The sequence below is a fragment of the Paenibacillus sp. J22FR5 genome (genome assembly GCF_059691975.1).
This window is the reverse complement of sequence record NZ_JCAUAN010000002.1, coordinates 360,724-383,905: the sequence shown is the minus strand read 5'-3', so window position 1 is coordinate 383,905 and position 23,182 is coordinate 360,724. Positions and strand designations below refer to the sequence as shown.

General features: G+C 45.2%; 19 protein-coding genes and 1 pseudogene. 5 read left to right on the top strand and 15 right to left on the bottom strand.

Features of this window, described 5'->3' with window-relative positions; all coding sequences use genetic code 11:
* Positions 1-69: 69 nt before the first annotated feature.
* The 4 genes from AC58P7_RS05060 to AC58P7_RS05045 form a co-directional block, all read right to left on the bottom strand.
* Complete coding sequence (locus AC58P7_RS05060) at positions 70-915, bottom strand: ABC transporter permease (RefSeq protein ID WP_497340453.1); 846 nt, start codon at positions 913-915, stop codon at positions 70-72.
* Positions 908-1,681, bottom strand: a complete 774-nt coding sequence (locus tag AC58P7_RS05055; RefSeq protein WP_497340451.1) for an ABC transporter ATP-binding protein — start codon at positions 1,679-1,681, stop codon at positions 908-910. Before AC58P7_RS05055 ends, AC58P7_RS05060 begins: the two co-directional genes overlap by 8 nt.
* Before the next feature lie 45 nt (positions 1,682-1,726).
* Entirely contained in the window at positions 1,727-2,740 is a 1,014-nt protein-coding gene (locus tag AC58P7_RS05050) for an ABC transporter substrate-binding protein (RefSeq protein WP_497340449.1), read from the bottom strand.
* A gap of 253 nt (positions 2,741-2,993) precedes the next feature.
* A complete protein-coding gene (locus AC58P7_RS05045; RefSeq protein WP_497340448.1) occupies positions 2,994-4,514 on the bottom strand; it encodes a carboxypeptidase M32 in 1,521 nt (506 codons plus the stop codon).
* 186 nt (positions 4,515-4,700) lie between these two features.
* Between AC58P7_RS05045 and AC58P7_RS05040 the strand changes: the two genes are divergently transcribed.
* Positions 4,701-5,024 (top strand): iron-sulfur cluster biosynthesis family protein, encoded by a 324-nt coding sequence (locus tag AC58P7_RS05040; RefSeq protein ID WP_497340446.1) that lies wholly within the window; start codon positions 4,701-4,703, stop codon positions 5,022-5,024.
* 50 nt (positions 5,025-5,074) lie between these two features.
* A complete protein-coding gene (locus AC58P7_RS05035) occupies positions 5,075-5,653 on the top strand; it encodes a beta-class carbonic anhydrase (protein WP_497340444.1) in 579 nt (192 codons plus the stop codon).
* A gap of 56 nt (positions 5,654-5,709) precedes the next feature.
* On the opposite strand, the gene AC58P7_RS05030 is transcribed toward AC58P7_RS05035, so the two are convergent.
* The 8 genes from AC58P7_RS05030 to AC58P7_RS04995 form a co-directional block, all read right to left on the bottom strand.
* Positions 5,710-7,830: a hypothetical protein gene (locus AC58P7_RS05030; protein WP_497340442.1), complete on the bottom strand. Its 2,121-nt coding sequence runs from the start codon at positions 7,828-7,830 to the stop codon at positions 5,710-5,712.
* A gap of 24 nt (positions 7,831-7,854) precedes the next feature.
* On the bottom strand, positions 7,855-9,033 hold the full coding sequence (locus AC58P7_RS05025; protein ID WP_497340440.1) for an ABC transporter permease: 1,179 nt from the start codon (positions 9,031-9,033) through the stop codon (positions 7,855-7,857).
* Complete coding sequence (locus AC58P7_RS05020) at positions 9,030-9,749, bottom strand: ABC transporter ATP-binding protein (RefSeq protein ID WP_497340438.1); 720 nt, start codon at positions 9,747-9,749, stop codon at positions 9,030-9,032. Before AC58P7_RS05020 ends, AC58P7_RS05025 begins: the two co-directional genes overlap by 4 nt.
* 27 nt (positions 9,750-9,776) lie before the next feature.
* Positions 9,777-11,513 carry an efflux RND transporter periplasmic adaptor subunit gene (locus AC58P7_RS05015; protein WP_497340437.1) on the bottom strand — a complete coding sequence of 579 codons (1,737 nt, stop codon included), beginning with the start codon at positions 11,511-11,513 and terminating at the stop codon, positions 9,777-9,779.
* Between the two features lie 34 nt (positions 11,514-11,547).
* Positions 11,548-12,159 (bottom strand): hypothetical protein, encoded by a 612-nt coding sequence (locus tag AC58P7_RS05010; protein WP_497340435.1) that lies wholly within the window; start codon positions 12,157-12,159, stop codon positions 11,548-11,550.
* Positions 12,160-12,257: 98 nt separating this feature from the next.
* Positions 12,258-13,712 (bottom strand): sensor histidine kinase, encoded by a 1,455-nt coding sequence (locus AC58P7_RS05005; protein ID WP_497340433.1) that lies wholly within the window; start codon positions 13,710-13,712, stop codon positions 12,258-12,260.
* Complete coding sequence (locus tag AC58P7_RS05000) at positions 13,705-14,433, bottom strand: response regulator transcription factor (RefSeq protein ID WP_497340431.1); 729 nt, start codon at positions 14,431-14,433, stop codon at positions 13,705-13,707. The genes AC58P7_RS05005 and AC58P7_RS05000 overlap by 8 nt, the downstream gene beginning before the upstream one ends.
* On the bottom strand, positions 14,430-14,963 hold the full coding sequence (locus AC58P7_RS04995; RefSeq protein ID WP_497340429.1) for a DUF309 domain-containing protein: 534 nt from the start codon (positions 14,961-14,963) through the stop codon (positions 14,430-14,432). Before AC58P7_RS04995 ends, AC58P7_RS05000 begins: the two co-directional genes overlap by 4 nt.
* Before the next feature lie 178 nt (positions 14,964-15,141).
* On the opposite strand from AC58P7_RS04995, the gene AC58P7_RS04990 reads away from it, so the two are divergent.
* Both AC58P7_RS04990 and AC58P7_RS04985 read left to right on the top strand, forming a co-directional pair.
* Positions 15,142-17,064, top strand: a complete 1,923-nt coding sequence (locus AC58P7_RS04990) for a glycosyl hydrolase family 18 protein (RefSeq protein ID WP_497340427.1) — start codon at positions 15,142-15,144, stop codon at positions 17,062-17,064.
* Between the two features lie 890 nt (positions 17,065-17,954).
* Positions 17,955-18,113, top strand: a complete 159-nt coding sequence (locus AC58P7_RS04985) for a DUF1540 domain-containing protein (RefSeq protein WP_497340425.1) — start codon at positions 17,955-17,957, stop codon at positions 18,111-18,113.
* Between the two features lie 114 nt (positions 18,114-18,227).
* Here the strand turns inward: AC58P7_RS04985 and AC58P7_RS04980 are convergent.
* Positions 18,228-20,330 (bottom strand): annotated as a pseudogene (locus AC58P7_RS04980) (thioredoxin domain-containing protein).
* Between the two features lie 122 nt (positions 20,331-20,452).
* Entirely contained in the window at positions 20,453-21,247 is a 795-nt protein-coding gene (locus tag AC58P7_RS04975; protein ID WP_497340423.1) for a hypothetical protein, read from the bottom strand.
* A 323-nt stretch (positions 21,248-21,570) separates the two neighbouring features.
* On the opposite strand from AC58P7_RS04975, the gene AC58P7_RS04970 reads away from it, so the two are divergent.
* Positions 21,571-22,221 (top strand): hypothetical protein, encoded by a 651-nt coding sequence (locus AC58P7_RS04970; RefSeq protein ID WP_497340421.1) that lies wholly within the window; start codon positions 21,571-21,573, stop codon positions 22,219-22,221.
* A gap of 235 nt (positions 22,222-22,456) precedes the next feature.
* On the opposite strand, the gene AC58P7_RS04965 is transcribed toward AC58P7_RS04970, so the two are convergent.
* Complete coding sequence (locus tag AC58P7_RS04965; RefSeq protein WP_497340909.1) at positions 22,457-23,101, bottom strand: formylglycine-generating enzyme family protein; 645 nt, start codon at positions 23,099-23,101, stop codon at positions 22,457-22,459.
* Between the last annotated feature and the right edge of the window lie 81 nt (positions 23,102-23,182).

Genomic DNA, 23,182 nt, shown 5'->3' with positions numbered 1-23,182 from the left:
TTTCACCTCTTTACAGGTTTATCTATGGGCTCATTATTTCATTTTGAGATTGTTGTGGCAAGCCTCTCTCTATGACCGATGCTTCGTTAGTTTCTTCTCTAGCTTGGCTACAAGTTGATACATGACCGTCGCAACAAGCGCGATAACGAATAGGGTAGATATAACCAAGGTGAAATTAAAGACTTGAAAACCATATATGATTAAGTATCCCAGCCCCTTCTGGGACACTAGAAATTCGCCGACGATGACGCCGATCCAGGCCAAGCCCACATTGACTTTTAGCGTAGAAACGATGGTTGGAAAAGAAGAAGGAAGAATGGCTTTAAGAAATACTTTACGCTGATTACCCCCAAATAACTTAACAATCTTGATGTAGTTATAATCGACTTCTTTGAAGCTGCCATAGACGACGAGGGTCGTAATAATAACCGTAATGGAAAGTGTTGTAGCGATAATGGAAAGCAAGCCAGGTCCGAAGCCTACAATAAACAACGGACCAAGAGCTACCTTTGGCATACTGTTAAGGACGACAATGTACGGATCCAGCACTCGCGATAGGAATGGCGACCACCAGATGACAACCGCCAACGCTGTTCCAAGAATGGTTCCCAGAAAAAATCCAATGATGGTTTCTTCCACCGTGACAGCGACATGAGGAAGAAGTGTCCCGTCGATCAGCTTTTCCCACAGCAAATGGAATACCTTGGTCGGATAGCTAAAAAGCAGCACATCAATCCATTTTAATCGCGATGCGAGTTCCCAGAGGGATAAAAATAGGAGCAGGATAGCGAGCTGCAGAAGTCGGACCCATGTCGTCTCTCTCTTCTTCGCTTTTAGGAAACGCTGATGAACAGCTTGCTTTAACGCTTCGTTCGCTGTATCGATTCGGATACGCGACTCATCTGGATTAGCCATGCTGCACCCCCCCAAACTCCTGCCAAATCTGCCGAAATAGGACATGAAATTCAGGCAACTCTCTCGCTTCAAATGGTACCGAAGCCCGAATCACTTCCGGCATCAGGAAGGATTGACGAATTCGACCTGGATTAGGTTCAAGTACAATAATGCGGTCACTCATTGCGATAGCTTCCGAAATATCATGCGTAACTAATATCGCTGTCTTCTTCTTTGCGCGGAGAGTCTCCACAACTAAATCTTCTAGTTGAAGCTTGGTTTGATAGTCCAGTGCCGAAAATGGCTCATCTAGTAGAAGCAGCTCCGGCTCTGTCGCCAAGGTCCGGACGAGGGCCACGCGTTGGCGCATTCCACCGGACAACTGTGCAGGATAGTAATCTTTGAAGGCGAGCAGACCCATTTCCTCCAACAAGTGAAGAGCCCCCTGTTTCTTCTCTTTTGTCAAACTGCCCGCGATTTCCAAACCCATACAGGCATTATCTTCGATCGATCGCCATGGAAATAAATAGTCTTGCTGCAGCATATAACCCACTTTAGGCGATGGTCCATGGACCTGGTGATGGGATACGTTGATCTGGCCGGATGTAGGTGGGAGTAGTCCCGCAATGAGGGACAAGAGTGTCGTCTTGCCGCAACCGCTAGGACCAATCAGACTAACGAATTCGCCTTTCTCCATCTCAAAGGAAATCCCTTGAAGCGCAAGTGTTGCACGCTCTTCGGTTACATAAACCTGAGTAACATCTCGAACCTGTACAGCTGTCTCCATGGCCTAACCTCCTCTTGACTCCATCCTGCGGTGACTCCACTGCGCCTATTTCTTCACATTCGATTTGGCTTTCTCTGCGAATGAATTGTTCACCAATTTGTTCCACGCGACTTTCTCTTTTAGCTCGCCGGCAGCTGTCATCACATCAAGTAAATTGTTCCATTCCTTTTCATCGACAATGCCATCTGTTGCGTAGGAGCCTTGATCCTTATAGCGTTTCACTACATTTTTCACAATCGCGACATCGATATCTTTAAAATATGGCAGCACAGCTTCTGTAATCTCATCCACGCTTTTCGAGGCTACCCATAGCTGCGCTCGTTGAATCGCATTGGTGAACTTTTGAATCGTGCTCGCATTCGATTTCATAAAGCTTTGCTTCGCCATAAACACTGTGTACGGCAGATGTCCACTTTCGACACCGAAGGAGGCTACTACGAATCCTTTGCCCTCTTTCTCAATGATCGATGCTTGCGGCTCGAAGAGCTGCACATATTCACCTGTTCCCGAGGCATAGGCAGCAACGATATTCGCAAACTCAATGTTTTGGATCAACTTTAAATCCTTCTGCGGATCGATATTGTGCTTCTTCAGGGTGAATTCCCCTGCCATTTGCGGCATGCCGCCTTTACGTTGGCCAAGGAAATCTTTACCCTTCAGCTCATTCCAATCGAAGGTATCTACTTTTTTCCGGGCAACCAAGAAGGTCCCGTCTGTTTGGGTAAGCTGAGCAAAATTGATAACGGGATCATCAGAGCCTTGCTGTGAGACATAAATGGATGTTTCCGATCCTACAAGTGCAACATCAATCGTATTAGACAGCAGCGCCGTCATCGTCTTGTCGCCACCAGGCGTTGTCGTCAGTTCCACATCGAGCCCTTCATCCTTAAAAAAGCCCTGCGATAACGCGACATATTGCGGTGCGTAAAACAAGGAATGAGTCACCTCACCAATGCGCACCTTCGTTGTTTCCTCCGATTTCGTTCCACACGCTGAAGCAACTAGACTTAGCAGCAGAACGGCGGATAATGTGAATCCCCATCGTTTCCGATTGTTCAAAAGACGTCCCTCCCGATTCGAATTGTACTGTATCGTATGCAAGAGCCCAGACGTCGGTTAATGGTTCTTCCAGAAAAGCTTAGAGAGTTAATAAAATTTGGGATTTGTGATGAATTGGGCGTGACGGGATTGTGTTTGTTCACAAAAACAAGTCACAACAAAAAAACAGCTCCTCCCGACGGAACAAACCGTCTAAGAAAAGCTGTTTTAAACTGATTATCTTTATTGAATTACACAGTCAAGATGCTACCACCTATATACCGTACACGTTCGAGTACTTCTCTTCCAAATACGCCACCAAGTACTCCGGATTTAACGCTTCGCCTGTCACTCCTTGAATAATTTCGTTCGGTGTCTGCAGCTTGCCGTGCTGGTACACTTTCTCCGTTAACCATTCTTTGATCGGTGCCAGATTACCTTCCGCAATCAAGCTATCGAAATTAGGCAGCTCTTTGCGGAGTGTGTTGGTGAATTGCGCCGCGTACATATTGCCAAGCGCATACGATGGGAAATAGCCGAAGGCACCGCCGGACCAGTGGACATCCTGAAGAACACCTTCTCCATCATTCGGAGGCGTAACGCCCAAATACTCCTCGTATTTGGCATTCCAAGCGGCTGGTAAATCCGCTACAGCCAGTGTGCCGCTGAACAACTCTTTTTCGAGCTCATAGCGAATCATGATATGTAAGTTGTATGTGAGCTCATCCGCTTCAATCCGGATCAGAGATGGCTCAATATGGTTAATCGCACGATAGAAGTCATCTACACTCACATCATCAATTTGTCCGCTGAATGTCGTCTGGAGCTCACCATAATAGCGATCCCAGAATTGTTTGCTGCGGCCAATGACATTTTCCCAGAAGCGCGACTGCGACTCGTGAATACCCATGGAGGTACCCGAGCAGAGATTCGTCCCTACTAGGTCAGCAGCAATGTTTTGCTCATACAGCGCATGTCCGCCTTCATGGATGGTGCCGAACAAGGCTGAGGTAATGTCATTTGGCAAATAACGCGTCGTAATACGCACATCTCCTGGATTCAATGCTGTTGCGAAAGGATGCACGGTTTCATCCAGACGTCCTGCTTCAAAATCATATTGCATTTGCTTCAAAATGGACAGCGAGAATTGCTTCTGCTTGCCTATATCAAATTGTTGGTCTAAGAATGCACGATTCGGCTGGTTGGCCGAAGCCCTAATCCGCCCAAGCAGTGGAACTGCTTTTTCACGCAGGGTTCCAAATACCTCATCCAACTTATCAACCGTCATCCCTGGCTCATACATATCCAACAATGTGTTATATTTATGGCCTTCATAGCCCCACAGCTCAATGAACTCCTGCGTTGTTGCCACAATTTTCTCCAAATAAGGTTGGAAGGAAGCCCAATCCGAATTATGTTTTGCGCCTTCCCAAGCGGATTCAGCTTGCGAGGTTAACACCACATAGGCTTGATATTTATCAGCCGGTATTTTTTTGCTGCGATCGTATTCTTTTTTGCATTCCTGCACCATTTTGCGGGAAATCGGATCTAATTGTTCCAGTTCAGCTGACTGCATGAAGAAATCCACGAAGCTGCCCATCTCATCTGACGTCGACATCCGAAATACCTCGGTGGAGAGCTCACCGACAACCTCAGAACGCGTTTCGATCCCTTTTTTCGGAGCACCTGTACGCATGTCCCAATAAATCAAAGAGATTGCCTCTTCGTACTGCTTCATTTTACGAACATAAGCTTTGAACGATTCCAACTTGGCATTCACAACACCAACACTCATGTGCTCATCTCCTTAAAGTTTTTCGTTAGAAAAACTAACTTCGGAAGCATTCGCTCCCAAATGTTTCAATATTTATCATACTTCCAACCGGGGCTAGAATCAAATATCGATCAGTTTGTGGTAGAATAAGCAGAAGTGCCATGAAGATCGCTTTTTTGCGCACCAATTTTGAAGGAGATGACATCCATGAACATTACGTTTACCGATACAGCAACACAACGATTAACCCCCTATATGGAGCAAAATAACACTTTACTAAAGCTGGTTTTTGACACCGAAGGCTGCGGATGTTCCGTCAATGGCGTACCTACACTTTGGTTAGTCAACGAGGCAAAAGCAGAAGATAAGGAGGCCCTTACGGACACCTTTCCACTGATTTATAAAGCGAAGGACGAGATCTTTTTCGAGGAGAACATGAAAATCGACTTCCATGAAGGAAATAAATCCTATATACTGAAGAGTAATAATCAAATTTACAATGCGGGTATGAGCTTAGTCGACAAACGATAAAGCTGCAGAAAACATAGAAATGCAGCATCAACTTACCTGGAGGGAATACCATGTCTTTGATTAATGAGATCTTGAGCTACAACAAGGATTTTGTAGAAACGAAGCAATATCAGGAGTTTCTGACCACGAAATTTCCGGACAAACGAATGGTTGTCGTTACGTGTATGGATACGCGGCTAGTCGAATTGCTGCCAAAAGCGATGAATCTTCATAATGGGGATGCCAAAATTATTAAAAATGCTGGCGCCATTGTCTCTCATCCCTTCGGTAGTCTCATGCGCAGCATTATTGTTGCTGTCTATCAGCTGGATGCTGATGAAGTATTCGTCATTGGCCACTATGATTGCGGGATGACAGGACTCAACTCCGAAAGCGTCATCTCCAAAGCGAAGGACAGAGGCATTTCTGATGATGTCATCGAGACGCTGGGACATTCCGGCATCGACTTGAAGCGTTGGCTGACTGGCTTTAATCATGTTCGCGAGGGAATTGAGAAAAGCGTGAATATCATTCGCAATCATCCCCTACTTCCCAAAAACTTACCCGTTCATGGTCTGATCATGGACCCGGAAACAGGTCGCTTAGATCTAGTTGACGCGGCGTATACGCCATCACCTGATCTTATATAAACAACACGAAAAGAGTAGATCCAGATTTTACCTGGATCTACTCTTTTTTCAATTCGTTATGGCTTTATCGTTTTGATTAAGCGTTTCGCATCTCCATTCGGTGTAGCTACAACTTCATAAATGTTGATGTATGCACCTGAATTGATTTGCTCTGATTTCACGTTGCCGAAATCGAGATATTGTACGCCAGACATCACTTTTTGCTGACCGGTGAAGGTCATAGCTTTGGAAGTTAACAGACGTCCTTCGGAATCCACAATCTCAAACAAGAGCGAGGAGAAATTCGCATCCGTAATCACTTGCGCTTGACGTTCTACATCCAGATCTAACCGCAACCGGTAAGCGTAAGAGGAATCTTTGCTATACGTCGTACTAAGAATATAATCGTCGAAATTAATCGTGAATGGATAAACGGAGATCGGACCTGTTGTTGCTACGGATTGGACAGACGCTTTATACGAGCCAACCGCCAGACGATTTGAATCGTACAGGTTGAGCGCAAGCTTATCTGCATCCTCAACATCAGGCACCATGTACGAGTAACTAAGCACATAACTCGTGTTAGGCGCGATGCTCTTCGCAACATTGGTTTGTCGAACGCCGGAGTAGGTATAACCCTCTTCATTCGTCAAATCGGTTTGGAAATCAGGCAAGGCCAATGTCGACGTTCCTTTATTCGTCAGCTTATATTTCGCAACAACGGTCTTATAGCCAAAGTCTGAGTTCACACTCATGCCAAACTCAACGAGAGACATATCAATGTTAGAATCGATGTTATTCGTCGAAGTAAGCTTAAAGGAATCACCGATCTTATACGCTTGTGCAGCGGCATAGGATGTCGCTTCACCTGCAACGCCAGCTCCGGCAAGTGATGTAACGGCAACTGGCAAAGATGCCGCTTGTTTCGTACTATCCGTGCTGCCAGCCCCTGTTGGTGTCGATGTGGAGGAAGCAGCCACACTTTGTTTCTCCAATACGACCAATTGCAAGGCATCTGCGTTTAGCGCAGCAGGTAATACACCTTGGAAATGGAACGTTGTCGACTCATTTGGAGATAAGTACGACGAACGCACCGCATTATCACTCGATGTCACTCCTACATTGCTGCGAACAGCCTGGAACTCGGCGGACAAGGCAGGAATCGTAACGATCCCTTCACTCTCGTTCGTCAAAGTCACATTCGCTTGCACATGCAGACCATCCGATTGTTTAATAGCTGATGCCCAGGAGGTCGAAATAACGAGCCCATTCAAATCTGCGCTATCATCCGTATTCGGGTAAGCCCCTTTGTCGCCAATCTTGCCTACATTGAACGATTTCACAGCGTTCAACGCGCCTAGAACCGTCGTTTTCACCTTCCCCTTAGGTGAGAATAACAAGGATAACTTATTCGTATCTAGGGAAGCGGGAACAGCTGCTTGTAACGTCACGGTTACAGGTTGCTCAGGAAGCAATGTGCCTACGCTTGTCACAAATTGAACACCATACGTTAGCCCTTTGCTGTCTTGGAAATTGAGCTCAAGAGCATCTGGCAGTTTCACACTAGCGCTGCTTTCATTGCTTAAGATGAGATCCGCGTAGACCATCCATACGCCATCTTTATACACTTTATAGCTTTGTCCAAGCTTAGCGGTTACTAGGGCATCATCGGCCAGCGTAGTATCAATCTCTTTCAAATTAATGACAGCTTGTTGTTCAAGCGTCTGACCCGCTTCGATCATGGCCGATTCAACCGAGAGCGCACCGATATCCGATGTAGAATTATAATTCCATTGGAAAATATCTACCTTCAGATCGGATGGTGAAAGATTGCTCGGAATTTCGGACGTGAACTTAAACGTCCCCGTCTCCCCTGCCTTCACCCGCGCAACCACTTTCTCATTCAATTTCGCTGTGTACGTAATGCCATTCGAATCAATGACCTTAACACCATAGTTATTGAAATCTACCGTGGAGTTACTATGATTGTTCAAGCCCAGTGAGAAACGAAGTGAACCATCATCAGCACCTGCCGATACCGTCACTTTGTCTAATGTGAAATAGACGGAATCACTGAGAAATACGCCTTCCTTACCAGCGAAAGCGGAGGTAGCCAGAGGAAGTGTTAGGAAGCTTGCAGCGGTTAGCAGTAAAGCCGAACGGCTAAACAGACGTTTCATCTTACGTTGTTGGTTCACAGGAAGTCCTCCTTGTAGTTAAGTTTAGTCAGAACGTAGTGCGTCTATCGGACGCAGTTTGGATGCTTTGTTTGCCGGATATAACCCGAATATCACACCGACCAATACGGAAAATAAGAAAGAATATAGGCCTACGTTAAAAGAGAGACTCGTTGTCTGCTTCGGACTAAAATAAGGTAATGCATATGAGAATCCGATGCCAAGGAGAAGCCCTATTAAACCGCCCATCCCACTGATAACGACCGCTTCGACTAGGAACTGAAGCAAAATATTCCGACGCTTAGCGCCAATGGATTTGCGAATACCGATCTCACGTGTACGTTCACTTACCGTCACTAGCATGATATTCATAATCCCAATTCCGCCAACCAGCAGGGAAATTAAGGCAACCGCCACTAATTGATTCGTAAGGGTGTTCGTCGCTTCAGTCCGTGCTTTCAGCAGCTCGTCCTGATTCGTTAACACAAAGCCTGTATCGCTTTTGAACTTATACGTCAGGTATTGCTTCATTGTTTCTTGTGCCGTATAAATATCGTCTTTCGTCGGCGCTTCAACATAGGTTGTACGTATTTGCCCCAGCTTGAATTGACGTCTTGCAGATTCAAGTGGCACGATGACCGAGCTATCAACGGAAGCCCCGCCAATGTTAGAGCCCTTTTCTTTGAGCGTACCGATAACGTTGAAAACAACACCATCGATGTTGATATTTTCACCAACCGGGTTTAATGACCCGAAGAATTTTTTGGTCACTTCACTGCCCAAAATAGCGACATTAGAACGAAACTCAAGATCCGCAGGTGACAGGTTACGACCTTTATCGATTGTTGCTTTAATAATGTCGAAATAACGGTCATTCGTTCCGAGCACGTTATATTTTTCCTGTGTACGATCATATTTGATATTGGAGCCGTTCTTCGTCATCGTTGGAGCAATGGATTTGAACTCCGGGAAGTTCTCGAAATTCATCAGATCATCATAGCTCAACTGCGTCGCGCGTCCGTTCCCCGTCGCTGTAACAACAAGCAAATTCGTTCCCATGTTCTCGTATTGCTTCGCGATAGCCTCCGAAGTTCCTTGACCGATGGAAACGAGCGTTACAACGGAGCTTACGCCAATAATGACGCCAAGCATGGTCAGAAATGTACGCAGTGGACTCGAAATGATCGTCCGAAGCGACATCCGGATCAGTTCACTTAGCTTCATACACTCACCTCTTGCTGCTGCAGATCCAGCTTCGAACTATTCCGATAATCATCAATGATGACACCATCTCGAAGCGCAACGACACGTTTCGCATTGTCAGCGATATGATGGTCATGCGTAATGAGGACAATCGTATTGCCTTGTGCATTAAGCTGAAGGATAAGCTCCAACACTTCCTCACCCGTTCGCGAATCTAATGCACCTGTTGGTTCATCCGCCAGAATCAACGAAGGTGAAATCGCCAGTGCACGCGCAATCGCTACCCGCTGCTGCTGACCGCCTGACAGCTCACTTGGTCGATGATGACCGCGCTCGCCCATTCCGAGCATTTTCAACATCGCATTCGCACGTTCCTTGCGCTCTTTCTTGGAAATGCCTGCATAGATCATCGGAAGTTCAACGTTTTCCATGGCTGTTAGCCGAGGCAGAAGATTGAATTGTTGGAAAATGAAGCCGATTTTCTGGTTGCGGAGCTCCGCTAGGGCATTATCACTCATATGCTCCGTCACGACCCCATCCAGGGTATAACTGCCAGAGGTCGGAACGTCCAGTAAGCCGATCGTGTTCATGAGTGTTGATTTACCGGATCCACTCGGACCGATAATGGCGACGAAATCACCATCGGCAACGGAAAGCGATATGTTACGCAAAATGGGGAGATCTTCCTCACCGCGTCTATAAGTTTTCGTTATATCTTTCAGTTCAATGATATTCATACCGCAATAGCTCCTTTCAGGGCAGCATTATCTTGTAGCGCCACCGCCGCCACCGTTAGTCCGCGTAGCACCGCCACCGCCAGCGTTCCCGCCGTTCCCACCTGCGCCTGCTCCACCAGCTCCGCCGCCTTGGAAGCCACCGGCTCCACCAAAACCACCGGCTCCACCATTTTGCTGGAATTGCTGTCTTAAGCGATTAATATCATCTTGACTTAAATTTTGCTGTCTCTTCACAGCAACAGGCAATACGACTTTATCGCCCTCTTTAAGACCATCCGTGATTTCAATTTGCGTTGTGGAGCGGATACCAATTTTCACTTCATGTTCCGGCTCAGTTGTTCCATCTGCTTTTTTCAACGTCACAAGACGTTTACCGCGTTGCAGTTGAAGCGCTTCTGGCGGGATATACAGAGCATCTTTTTTATCCTGAATCAAAATTTCACCCGTTGCTGTCATCCCATATTTCAATTGATTATCTTTGTTTTCTGTAGCCAGAACAACATCATAGAACGTTACGCCGTTCGTTGTTGTACCGACCGTCGATACTTGTGTCACTTCAGCCGGGAACACGCGTCCTGGGAAGGAGTCGACCTTAATTTCCGCTTTCATCCCTACCTTAATGTTAGGTAGATCGAGCTCATCGACTTGAACCGGCAATTGCATTTTGGCGAAGCTTGCTACTGTACCAAACTGCGTACCGCTGGATACCTTCGTACCAACACGGAAGCTGCTCAATATATCGCTCTTTTTATTCACGAAATCTGTCGAGAATACGCCGTCGAATGGCGCTAGTATTTTCAAGGAATTTACGCGATCTTGCGCAGCATCAACCTTCAGCTTCTGACGTTCAAGAGCCGATTGCGCCGTTAGAATATCATCGTCAAGCGTATCATTTAAGAAAGTTGCAATCAGATCTCCTTGATGAACGCTTGCGCCTGTTTTGAAAGGTAATGTGGATACATTCCCCGTTGTTGCAGCAAGCACAGTAGCTACTTGTATGTATTGAAGTGTTGCTTTTCCTTGTGAATCCGCTGTCTTCCCGCCAATCGTTGCGGTGCCCATGACATTCATTCCAGCATCCATGGAATTATCATTTGGGATTTTAATATCAATATCGAACAATTTGCCGCCTTTGCCATCGGACTTAGGGTCTTTGGAAATCGCTGTGATCGTTCCTGTTTTGGTGATCATGAAGCCATCCACGGTTATGTCGATGGTATCTCCTTTATGTAATTGGGAAGCATCCTCCACGAAAAATGGCAGGGTAACCGTTAACGTACTAGCATCGCCAATCGTAGCGATTTTCGTTGATTTATTAATCGCTGAGCCAAGATCAATATTGGCATACGTCAATTTCCCGCTAATCGGTGCTTTTACCCCCATTAACCCTTTCATTTGCTCTTTCGTGTTCAAATCCTTCTGCATTTGCTCATACGTGACTTGAGCATCTTGAAGATCGTTCTCAATCGTTGAGCTTGTAAGCTCAATCAGAACATCGCCTGCCTTAACCGCTTGATTACGAGTCAGGTTAATCGATTTGATATTTGCATTTTCTGTAGCCGTGATCGTTTGCGTATCCTTCGGCTCAAATTGGGCTGTACCCGAAACCGAGAAGCGGATGTTCCCTTTTTTCACATCAACCGTAACTTCTTTCGTCTCGGCTGACTTTGTCTTCTTGCCTTTTGCCAAATACACATAGGAACCACCAGCACAAACGCAAATTGCCACAATCACAATGAACCATTTACTGCGAAAAAATTTCATTCTGATACTTCCCCCTTAGCTTTTGTACGCTGACTTACGACTTCGAAACCAGTAATTCAATTAATTGCTGCTCAACGCTTATCCCCAATCCACGTGAATCGGGAGGCTGCTGCGTATCGGTATTAACATGCTCTGACAGACCAGCTTCAGCCTGTTGCTCGATCTTCCTCCTTCTTTCGAAAGCGTTTACATACCGCTCCCTCTCTGCTGCCGACAGCTCTTCCCTATGATTGCTCATTCGCTCAGACATACGCAGCTTCAATCGCTTCGATTGTTCATCCAGATAATCTTTCTGCTCTTTCGTTAATACTTGGATGACTGCTTTTCGTTCGGATTCGTCAATGCTTCCTTCTTCCTCACTTTTGCGAATAATGGGCAGGATAGCGTGAGCTTGCTCGGAAGTCAACGCGAGTAAAGGTTGGCGATCCATCACGATCAAACCTTGAAAAAGCATGACCAACTGCCGTTCTCTTTGATTCTGAACATCTTCAGCAGTAGGTAGCTCTTGTGCGACTTGTTCCGAAGCAGGTGTAGACGGGTTCACAGTAACAGTGGGCCCAGCTTGTCCAGTACCCTGCCCGTTACAACCGGCTAACAAGAAGGTCGTGAGGGTTATACACAGTAAGCAATTGCGTGTATAGCTCAACTTACAACACCTCCAAAAAAAGAAAAAACCTATCCATCAGCAACAGGATAGGCGAAAGATATGTATGAAGTATGAAATAATTGTGACGAAATTGTGAATTATCTATCTACTCTTGGAAATACGATGCGAAACTCTGTGCCTTCCCCAACTCGGGAGCGAGCCCCAATAGTTCCATTCATCCCCGTGACAAGATGCTTCACGATGGTTAGACCAAGCCCTGTTCCTGAAATACCGTCAGATTTAGACGTCCTTGCCTCATCCGCCTTATAGAAGCGATCCCATATGCGAGTTAATTCTGCAGCGGTCATTCCAGTCCCTGTATCTCGAATATACAAATGGACTTCCTTCTCGTGCTCTTCCAAAGCTAATGTCAATGTTCCCCCTTCAGGGGTGAATTTCAACGAATTATACATTAAATTATGGATAATTTGGGCGAAGCGATCCGGATCCAATTGAACTTGACACCCTTCACCATTCTCCGCCGGCATAATGAGATGCAACAAAATGTGCTTCTCCGCAATAGCTGGCTTCAAGAGCTCAAGCGAATCCTCCAATAGTTCGATGATATCAACAGGACGTAACCGAAAGACATCAACCCCATTTTGAATCTGAGCTAGGTCCAACAGGTCCGTAACAAGGCGTTGCAATCGCTGCACCTCTTGATCACAAATGTGTAAATAATGCGGATACTTCTCCTGCGGAATAATGCGATCATTCATCGCAACGATGAATCCTCTCAATGTCGTGAGAGGCGATCTAAGCTCATGAGAAACATTGGCTAGAAATTCTTGCCTTGTTTCCTCCCACTCCTCCAATTTCTCCACCATGAAGTTAAAGCTTGTGGCCAGCTGACCAACTTCATCCTGTGACGTGACGGGAACTCTCGTTTTGAAATCACCATGAGCCAGCTCTAAGGCGGCACGATTCATCTGTTGCAGCGGCCCCGCAAGCCTTCGAGAAACAATAAACAAAATAAATCCTACCGCTAAGAGAGAGAACAGGAGCGGGAATATGATGTTTAACCGTACAGCAGAAATGACTTCACGAATATCACCAGCAGGGAAATGAAGGATAATGACCATCGGCTGTGCGTTTAATTGATAAGGAGCATAGTAAGCGAATAGGTTTCTTGTGCCCTCTGTCGTCTCCATACTAATCATGCTATGCCCTGAATGGCCATGCAAACCATCAATAAACAAGGTATCCATCGGCTTCGGGATTGCTCTCCCTTCACTATCTGAAGAGCCGTTGGTTATGTTCCCTTTCTCATCTACAAGCCAGACTTGTCCGTTAATACTTCTAGCGAGAATACGGACCGTAAATTTAAGCTCACGAGTTGAAATCGTGCCATCCTGAACAGAATTCAATAAACGGATAACTTCTGCATTCCGTTTTTCCAGAAGCTCAATTTTATCCTTGTAGAAGAGATCCGTAAAATAATAATTCCAAAAAACGAAAAGGCCGATAAAAAAGAGCACACAGGTCGCGAGAAAGGAGAGGAAAATTTTAATATATAAGCTATTGTATTTCCCCATGATCCAGCGCTTAAGCATGCTGTACGACCTCGAACGAATACCCAATTCCCCATAGGGTCTGAATATTCCAGGTCTCATGCTGACCTAATTTCTTTCGAAGGTTTTTCACATGCGCATCCACCGTACGAGTTCCGCCCGTAAAATCAAAATTCCACACATATCCGAGCAAATCCTCGCGCGTAAATACACGTCCCGGGTTACTCATTAAGAAAAACAACAACTCAATTTCCTTGGGGGTGAGCTCAATGCGATTTCCACCAACCGTGACCCGATATTGCTCCAAGTCAATCATAATATTGCCAATTTCCAACCATTTGCGTGGGGAACTCTGGGGTTGCGTTGTATCAGCTGGCAGTTGCACCGTTCTACGGAGGACAGCCTTTATTCGTGCAATAAGCTCATTGGGATCAAATGGCTTCACTAAATAATCGTCGACGCCCAAATTAAAGCCTCTCAACTTATCAATAGACTCGCCTTTGGCAGTCAGGAAAATAATCGGCGTGTGATGATAGGGCGCATCCATTTTTCGAATTTGCTCACACAACTCATACCCGGAAACATCAGGAAGCATAATGTCAAGCAAAACCAAACTAGGTCTCTCACTCACAATCGTTTTGAGAACGTCTCCGCCGCGATACAACTGAATCGAATCAAAATTGGAGTGCTCTAAGTACAGCCTTACAACCTCCGATATATTGGGTTCATCTTCAACGACTAGAATTTTACCTTCCGAATTCATCGCGTCCCACCTAGTTCCTTCCGGATCACTTGTTGTCTGGCTCTCTCTTCAATAACCTCTGACCGATCTCTTCTCGTGTGCTTGTGAATAATCATTTCATCTGCCATCGGACTAGGTGCTTGCCAGCTCCAACCTTTCATTTCACATAATTCCATGCACAAGTTCAGCAGCTCAGGATCAGCAATCGGTAAATTCATATCTGCAAAGAGATAGTTATCGCGTTCAATCGCCTGCCAAGCTTGTTCAATCCGTGCTTGCAGCTCTACATCGTCCAGGCCCAACGTTCGAACATCTTCCGCTTGCAGATTTTTCGCAGCAGATTTCAACATTTTCACAGCCCCTGTATAATTTCCTCTGCGACTATGATACATCCCGACGGCAATTTGAATAAGCCCAACGTAAGTTAATCGTGCTGGATCATTAGGATGCTCTTTCCAAAATTCTTCCATCACTTCATGACACTCAAAATAATCCCGCTCTCCGTGAAAATAACATAAATAATCGGTGTATGCCTCTGGATATTGCGTCATTTGAATTCCCCTCACCTTAAGTTCATCACGGTTAAACTATTCTCTATCATGTTACTAAAAAGTTTGCCCATCGTCCAACTTCATGCTAGCATCCATCAACTTCCAACACGTCGAAAACGCAACCAATCTACCATTTCATACGTCCAATAGAGTAGCTTACTAGAAAGAGGCGGAATGAATGAAAATTGGAAAATGGTTACTCACAAGCACCTTACTCCTCTCAATGACTGTATCTTCAACAGTTCTTGCAGCAAGTACGAGCCCATCAAGCACAGATAAAACGACGAAATACCGCGTCTATCAGTACAATCAGGTACTCATGGAATTTGCAACGTATGGCCAAGCGGAAGCTTATGCTCGATGGTTTTCGAACAGTCATGTCGAAGAAATCGGCACGCGTACTTGGGTGTGGAGCAATCTCCCTCGTTATCAAGTGTATCAGCAGGATGTAACGTTGCCCGAATGGCAATTTGCTACACTGAATGAGGCTATCGCCGAAGCTAAAAAATGGACAAACGCCAGTGTGCGGGATTTGCAATCCACAGGTTGGGTTTGGAATAATTATGCCCGTTATCAGCTCTATCAAAATGAAATTACGCTCGACACTTGGAAGTTTACTAGTCTGACAGATGCCATCTCGGAAGCTCAAAAATGGGGTAACGCCCATATTATCGATTTGAACTCGAATGGGTGGATATGGGATAACATCTCCCCCGCCACTAAAAGTGCTAACAGCGCTGGAGCCGTGTTATACAAAGTGTATCAAGGAACATTTTCTGCTCCAAATTGGGGATTTGCTTCCTTAGAAGATGCCATTCAAGAGGCGCTCAAATGGGGGAACTCCACTGTCGTTAATCTCAACTCCAAAAGTACAGTTTACAGGAATCTTAAAGTTTATAAAGTGTTTCAAAATGATAGCCTCCTACAGGAATTCACTTCCTTAGACGACGCAATAAGCTATGCGCAGCTTTGGGGTCACAGCTCCATTTATCGAGAAGGTCGTAAGATATGGAATAACTACGCCTCTTACCAAGTGTTTCAGAGCTCAAACCTAATCGGAGAGTTTAAAACCTTCCCTGAAGCTTTATCGTATGGAAAACAATACAGTAATGCATCCATACAAACCTTGGAGCACCGTACGCTTTGGGACAATTTCAAAAAGCTGCAAGTGTGGGGCTGGAATGGCAGCTCTGGCGCAGAAACCATCAAATCACATGTAGCGAACACACTCGGACTGGATGTGGATTCTCCCTCCTACTTCGAGTTGGCAGATAGCGCGGGCAATCTCAAGGATACCTCGAATGCCGATACGGTCAAATGGTTGCAAAAAAGCGGCTATACCGTGTACCCATTAGTCAGTAATCAATTCAGTTCATCACTAACAACTCAGTTTCTCGCAGACAGTGCGGCGCAGGACAAGTTTATTACAGCTTTAGTCAACCGTTCCGTTCAGTTGGGAGTTCCTGGGATTAACGTGGATTTTGAAAGCTTAGCAGGTTCTGACCGCAATGCGTTTACAGGGTTTATTTCAAAATTGACGACCGCCGCGCATGCGAAGGGATTAATTATTTCCATCGATTTGCCGCGCGGCAGTGTGAAATGGAATCATCTTTCTGCTTTTGATCATGAGAAACTGGGTGCGATCGTCGATTACATCGTTATCATGGCTTACGATCAATACTGGAAAGGAAGCACATCGCCTGGCTCTGTTGCAGGTATTCCTTGGGCTGATGGCGGCATTCAAGAGTTCCTTTCCTACGGTATTCCGCGGGACAAAATCATTCTAGGCATCCCGTATTATGTACGCGAATGGCAATTGGATGCGAAAGGCGCATTAGTAGACAACCGCGCCGTTCTAATGAAAGACATTCCTGCTTTATTGGCGTCTAAAACGACCACGCAAACGTGGGACAATGAATTTGGCCAATACCGTGTCGAGTACAAAGAGAATGGCTTCACTTACGTGCTCTGGGTAGAAAATCAAGCGACCGTCACGGCACGTATGGACTTAGCGAAAAAGTATGATATCGCTGGTGTGGCGGCTTGGCGGCTAGGGTATGATTCGGCTGATTTGTGGCAGGCTGTTTTGCAGAAGAAGTAGGGGTTAGAGGTAATACTAAGAGAATATAAAATCTGAGATATGTACAACTGAAATAAATAAACCTGAGGTCAAGACTTCAGAAACTAAAGACTTCAGAAACTAAATTAAACCTGAGGTAAGGACTTCGTCCTTGTCTCAGGTTTTTTATTTGAAAAGTGCACGCATGGTCTAGATGAGCCCCCACTGGCTAAAAGTCGTTTCCGTCCCGCAATCCGCGCAGTACTTCGCATCCGCTTTATTGACCTTATAGCAACCCTTATGCATCAGGGATTTCTCTTTTGTGCATTTGTTTTTGAGCGGCGCTCCGCAACGTATGCAGTACCTGTCTTCTTTCTCGGCAACGTATTTACATCTGACGCAGGTTTGTAGCTCATTCTTGGCTGTTGCCATACGTTCATCCCCTTGAAGTTCGTTGATACGTTACTTCAAGTATATTCGAACTGCCGTCACACTTGTTCCTATTTCATTGCTCAACCTAATCGGTACACCTTCTACCTTTAACCCTTAACCTTCTACTTTCTACCTTTGAACTTTTAGTTTTTATTACTAATCCATTTAACTACACCTTCCACCTCATACTCTTCGTCCTTCTCCCTTCACATCGCATCCATGCTAACAGTAAAAATTACTAAGGGAACGTCAGTACGCTATTTCCGCGAAAATGGCAGTTTTGAAGATGTGAAGGAACGTGATTCCTCTATTCTCTCGATTTCAGGCGTTTTAGACCCGTTTTGAACAAAATAAAGCACACACGTTCCCCTTCACGCTTGAAATCTGTCCTTTTCGCATAAATAGGGGATCTACGTTCCCATTCCATAAGTATTTTTATCTCGATGTATAAAAAGAGGTCCCTTTCGCCCACCCTATGAGGTAGGGGAGGTGAAAGAGACATGGCAAAAGATGTAATGTGTGAAGTGAATTCCTGCAAATACTGGGCAAATGGGAACAAATGCAACGCTAGCTCGATTTCGATCGTGAGTCACCACGGCAGTAATCAAGCACGTAATTCAGAAGAGACAGATTGTCGAACCTTCGAATCCAAAGTTTAGTTCATCTTTAACGCTAAACTACATCGGCAGAGAATCAAATGCGAGTTTGAAAAGAGGCCTTTAAGGCCTCTTTTTTGTTTCTACGTCTATTGTAACCAATAATGATAATTATTATCAGTGTTGGAAGGAGAGATTTTCGAGGTCCTCGATGTCTTGCGTTGGCGCTTGGCACGCAAAGTTCTGGCACACATACGCTGTAGCCCGTCCGCCTAGCGGCAGTTTGTCTTGTACCAGCGGAATTAGCTGGCGCACCTCTTCCCCTGCCGCTCCCGGCGGGTGAAGAATCAGTAGCGCATTCGGCAGATACTGCCGCTGCACCGTGCGAAGCATGGTCATCAGTGTCTCCGGCTTCGCCGGGTCGCCGGCGATCACAATTTCGCAGGCTTCGCCATATGCGAAATCAAGCGCGGCCAGCGTCAGCGCGTGGCCCGGCGGGTACTTGCTGACAGCTCCAGCGAATGCCTGGAGCTGCTCATCCGCTGCCTGCGACAGCTTCGCGTCGTAGGTCAGCCTGGACAGCCGCAGCATATTGAGCGCGGCTGCTCCATTACCCGACGGCATCGCGCCGTCGTAGAACTCTTTGGGGCGGGTGAGCAGCTGCTCGGCATCGCTGCCGTAGAAGAAGAGCCCGCCCTTCGCTTCGTCACCGAAGAGACGAAGCATCTCTGCGTTCAGCTGTACCGCTTCACTGAGATAGCGCAGCTCGAACGTTGTCTCGTACAGCTCGATCAGCCCCCAGACGAGGAACGCGTAGTCGTCCACGTAGCCCAGGAACGCCGCTTCGCCATCGCGATAGCGTGCAAGCAAGCGCCCATCTTCGCGGCGCAACTCGCGAAGCAAGAAATCCGCGGCCTTCGTGGCGGCATCCGCGTACATGGGCTTGTCCAAGGCACGTGCGGTCTTGGACAGCGCAGCGATCATCAGACCGTTCCACGAGGTCAGAATTTTATCATCCTTCCCCGGATGGATCCGCTTTTCGCGGTGCGTGAAAAGCTTGACACGGGCAGCTTCCAACTGCTGCTTCAGCTCTTCAAGCGGGGTTTGCCTCCGCCTCGCAAAAGACGCCAGCGTCGTATCTAGCAAATTCGGGATATTTTTCCCCTCAAAGTTCCCCGACTCCGTCAAACCATAGATCTCACTATAGAGATCTCCATCGTCGATACCTAGAACGTCCTCCACTTCGTCCATCGTCCAGACGTAGAACCTCCCTTCCTCGCCTTCCGAATCCGCATCTTCCGCAGAATAGAAAGCGCCGCCTTCGTCCGTCATATCGCGAAGCACATACGTAATAATTTGCTCAGCCACCTCGGCATATTTGTCTTTTCCAGTCACCTGATACGCTTCTATGTACGTCATCACCAAAAGAGCGTTATCATACAACATCTTCTCAAAATGCGGCACTACCCATTTGGCATCAACAGAATAACGGGAAAAACCGAATCCTATATGATCATACAAGCCCCCGCGGTGCATCGCATCTAGCGTTATTTCAACCATTTCAAGCGCTCGCACATTCCCCGTTTTCTTATAATATCTCAATAGAAATGACAAGTTGTGGGAGGTAGGAAACTTCGGTGAGCTGCCAAATCCACCATTTTCGGCATCAAAATTAGAGTCATACAAACGAAAAGCCTCATGTAAAGTATCCTCCGTCAATATATCGCCTGTTTGATGCTCCAATAATCGACTCGTCGTTTCCGTGATCACTTGATCACCAACCTCGCGAACTCGATCAGGATCTTCCTTCCATTTACCCGCGAGCTGTGCAATGATCTCAACCATCCCTGCTCGATTATACTTACGGCTGCGCGGTAAATAGGTCCCGGCGAAGAAAGGCTTTTTCTCTGGGGTCATGAACACCGAAAGCGGCCAGCCGCCTTGTCCAGTCATCGCCTGACATACAGCCATGTAGATATGATCGACATCCGGCCGCTCCTCACGGTCAACTTTGATTGAAATGAAATCTTTGTTCAGCATCTCAGCTACGGTTTGGTCTTCAAATGATTCATGTGCCATGACGTGGCACCAATGACAGGTTCATGTGTGTCATCAACGTCAGCTATACCCAATAGATAAGAAAATAGGCTTATTTTCTCGTTTCGCTTTGTCAAACGCTTCTTCGTTCCAAGGGAACCATTCCACAGGATTATGAGCATGTTGAAGTAAGTATGGCGATTTCTCGGCGATTAATCTATTGGGTTCATTGTTCGTTGTCATTTGGGCACCACCTCCTTATTAGCTGGAATATTTTTGTTATTGATAGATCAAGTTTAGCATATCCCTGAAAAAAGAAAAAACCCTGCTGTGATAGCAACGGTTCAATAAGATGACATCTGTATTCATTTCTGACTGCAATCCATTTTACATATTAAACTTCTGACATCAGCTAAATTAATGATGAAGTTGTTGATTTCAACAAAATTCGAGCCGATACGGATGAGCTTCACACTTCCAGGATTCGGAAAAGGAGCTCTAAAATCTACATGTATCACTGCGTTCGTTTTCTTAGCATTGGTTTGATTGGGTACTTTTATAAATAATAAAGCATTTACGCCAATTTGTACTCTCGTTTTCCCTACTATGATAAAATCTTTCGTTACTTTTCTTAGAATGCCATCAAATTCCCTAAGGGAATTAATCCCGGAAACATGCTTTCCAATAAAAGCTTTTAACCTTTCTACCAATGCTATATTCGTTTGCTTTGGACATGTCGGAAATATAACGGGCTTTTTTACTCTGCAAACCAATTGTACGACTTCATGAAGAGGATAAAAAATCCTTTCCTGAAACCCGTTTTTTAGATTTACCTCGATCAACTCGATAAAATTGGAGCCCCTGAGAACTAAAAAACGATCAATCACTACATTAGGAGGTTGTTTGGTTTTCAACTTTACTCTTACGCGAATCGGTGGAAAATTCGTTCCTTTAAAGCGCATAGAAATAAACGCAAGTTGTGAAAACGGCGTGCCGTTATAAGTGGTTTCGCCACTGGGTGTTTTTCCGATTGTAAGCGGAGTTGCTTCAAAGCTATTCCCTTTTGTATCTCCCCAAGAAACTTTAACTCCAATGAGGGTGCGTAACCGTTGCTTCAGTGTAATTTTTTGAGGAGAAGGACAATTCATAATTTTTGTCACTATTTACTCCAACCCTTCGCCTTTAACTTGAAAATTCAACGATGTTTGTAATGCTGGATGACTCTATACCATATTCATTTTTCGATATTGCTGTATGAGACATATGCCTGTATACAGCAAAAAAACATTGCTTGACAATTAACTAGTTGGAAACACATTTCGTGGCATCCAACCAGAAACAGGAGGAAAATTAACTCGAGTTCTATTTTCTAAGTAAAATGTTTCAATGCTTAGAACTTTCAATTTGTGCTTGAATACCATGGAATAGGTTTAATTCTAAGGTAATTTAGAGTGGTATTGTTGAGAAAAACAATTTGGAAGGGATGAAGAAATTGCCACAAGAAAGAGTTCATCTAATCATTTCAAAGTCGCGTAAAGATAATGAAATTTTTTTAGATTCATGCGCAGGAGGTGGTGACTCACTTCTCATTATCCAAAATAATACTTCTGCAACACTTAGAAGGAAGGCAATAACAAAACATGTTACTATTAAAGTTCTTACATCAGACCCGGATGCTTGTGGAGAAACGTTTATAAATACATTGGAAGTTAGCCCAGCAACTGCAAAAACGTTTGGATTAATAGCCGGATTCGTATATTTATTGAAATATAACGTTAAGACTAAGACCCTGACAATTATTTTAACAAGGACTAGCCAGGTAACTCCATTCGGAATTGAAGAAACGAATATAAAAAGAAACGATATAATAGCTCTTACTAGAGCGACAGAAGATGTCCTCAATCTACCTAGTAAACCTTCCATAATAACGGTAGTAAGAGCTGGAAAAATAAAAAAGATGAAACTTCAGGTAATCAAACCACCATTAAATTCATTTGCTTTAGGATTCGCAACCAGCCCCAAAATCGCCTCTTTGTTTGGGCTTATAAAAGGACAGAAGTATGTTTTAAAGTTTAATCAAGTAACTAATGTACTTGAAATTAGAATGTTGGCGCAAAATAATTCATCCAATTAGCGTTATTCAAATCAACCTTAAACGTAAGCGTCAAACAGCCCCCACCTTGTCATCAAGTTGAGGGCTGTTCTATGTTGTAATCAAGAGTTAAACATGCGACCTTAGTGTTTTTGTTCAGGGGTGTTCAATAAGAATAAAGAAGCATAACCGAAAATAATAGCAAGAACATTTAGAGCAGTCCATTGAAAGTGAAGTAACTGACCAGACTGCCAAAATGTGACGAGATGAACACCACTTACATAGACTTAGCAAGTCGGAATCCAAGGTCATCGATGGCAAATGTCGGGTGACTGCGACGACGACACGAAGCCCCACAACCTCTGGCCTCTTCAGCCCAGCTACCACCGCGAAAAATTCGGTAAGAGCCGTATATGTTCTGATCGTATAAATCCCAACACCACTCCCAAACATTCCCTAACATATCATACAGCCCCCACGCATTCGGTTCTTTTCTTCCTACTTCATGGGTCGTGCCAGCTGAGTTTTCGTTGTACCAAGCAATCTTATCTAGCTCTCCGTATCTGTATCCTTTAGTTCCTGCTTTACATGCGTACTGCCATTCCGCTTCGGAAGGGAGGCGATACCCATCTGATTCCCAATTACAGATGATATTTTCACCATCATTACTTATAGAATAACACTCCTTCAAACCAACTTTCTGAGAAAGTAGATTACAAAAAGAAATGGCATCATTCCATGAGATATTCACAACCGGATTTTGATCTCCATCAGAAGAAATAGATGATGTTTGTGAAATGGCAAAATAAAGTTCCTTAGTGACAGGATACCGGGCAAGAAGAAATGGTTCTATGTCAACTTTCCATTTAGATGCTGTTCGATCGTCCCTTAAGTCTATTTCTCCACCAGGAATTTTTACCATCGGATAATCAGCAAGACTCTGTACTACATTTGACACTCCATCTTCCTCCTAGCCTTTCTTGTGTTAACTGCTGCTCCATTT

Bases quoted from the DNA above. Each gene is read 5' to 3' on its own strand.
- AC58P7_RS04995 (WP_497340429.1), bottom strand. From the start codon at position 14,963: ATGACGCAATATCCAGAGGCATACACCGATTATTTATGTTATTTTCAC.
- AC58P7_RS05040 (WP_497340446.1), top strand. From the start codon at position 4,701: ATGAACATTACGTTTACCGATACAGCAACACAACGATTAACCCCCTAT.
- AC58P7_RS05055 (WP_497340451.1), bottom strand. From the start codon at position 1,681: ATGGAGACAGCTGTACAGGTTCGAGATGTTACTCAGGTTTATGTAACC.
- AC58P7_RS04985 (WP_497340425.1), top strand. From the start codon at position 17,955: ATGGCAAAAGATGTAATGTGTGAAGTGAATTCCTGCAAATACTGGGCA.
- AC58P7_RS05015 (WP_497340437.1), bottom strand. From the start codon at position 11,513: ATGAAATTTTTTCGCAGTAAATGGTTCATTGTGATTGTGGCAATTTGC.
- AC58P7_RS05000 (WP_497340431.1), bottom strand. From the start codon at position 14,433: ATGAATTCGGAAGGTAAAATTCTAGTCGTTGAAGATGAACCCAATATA.
- AC58P7_RS05060 (WP_497340453.1), bottom strand. From the start codon at position 915: ATGGCTAATCCAGATGAGTCGCGTATCCGAATCGATACAGCGAACGAA.
- AC58P7_RS05045 (WP_497340448.1), bottom strand. From the start codon at position 4,514: ATGAGTGTTGGTGTTGTGAATGCCAAGTTGGAATCGTTCAAAGCTTAT.
- AC58P7_RS05020 (WP_497340438.1), bottom strand. From the start codon at position 9,749: ATGAATATCATTGAACTGAAAGATATAACGAAAACTTATAGACGCGGT.
- AC58P7_RS04965 (WP_497340909.1), bottom strand. From the start codon at position 23,101: ATGGTAAAAATTCCTGGTGGAGAAATAGACTTAAGGGACGATCGAACA.
- AC58P7_RS05005 (WP_497340433.1), bottom strand. From the start codon at position 13,712: ATGCTTAAGCGCTGGATCATGGGGAAATACAATAGCTTATATATTAAA.
- AC58P7_RS05035 (WP_497340444.1), top strand. From the start codon at position 5,075: ATGTCTTTGATTAATGAGATCTTGAGCTACAACAAGGATTTTGTAGAA.
- AC58P7_RS05025 (WP_497340440.1), bottom strand. From the start codon at position 9,033: ATGAAGCTAAGTGAACTGATCCGGATGTCGCTTCGGACGATCATTTCG.
- AC58P7_RS04990 (WP_497340427.1), top strand. From the start codon at position 15,142: ATGAAAATTGGAAAATGGTTACTCACAAGCACCTTACTCCTCTCAATG.
- AC58P7_RS04970 (WP_497340421.1), top strand. From the start codon at position 21,571: ATGAAGAAATTGCCACAAGAAAGAGTTCATCTAATCATTTCAAAGTCG.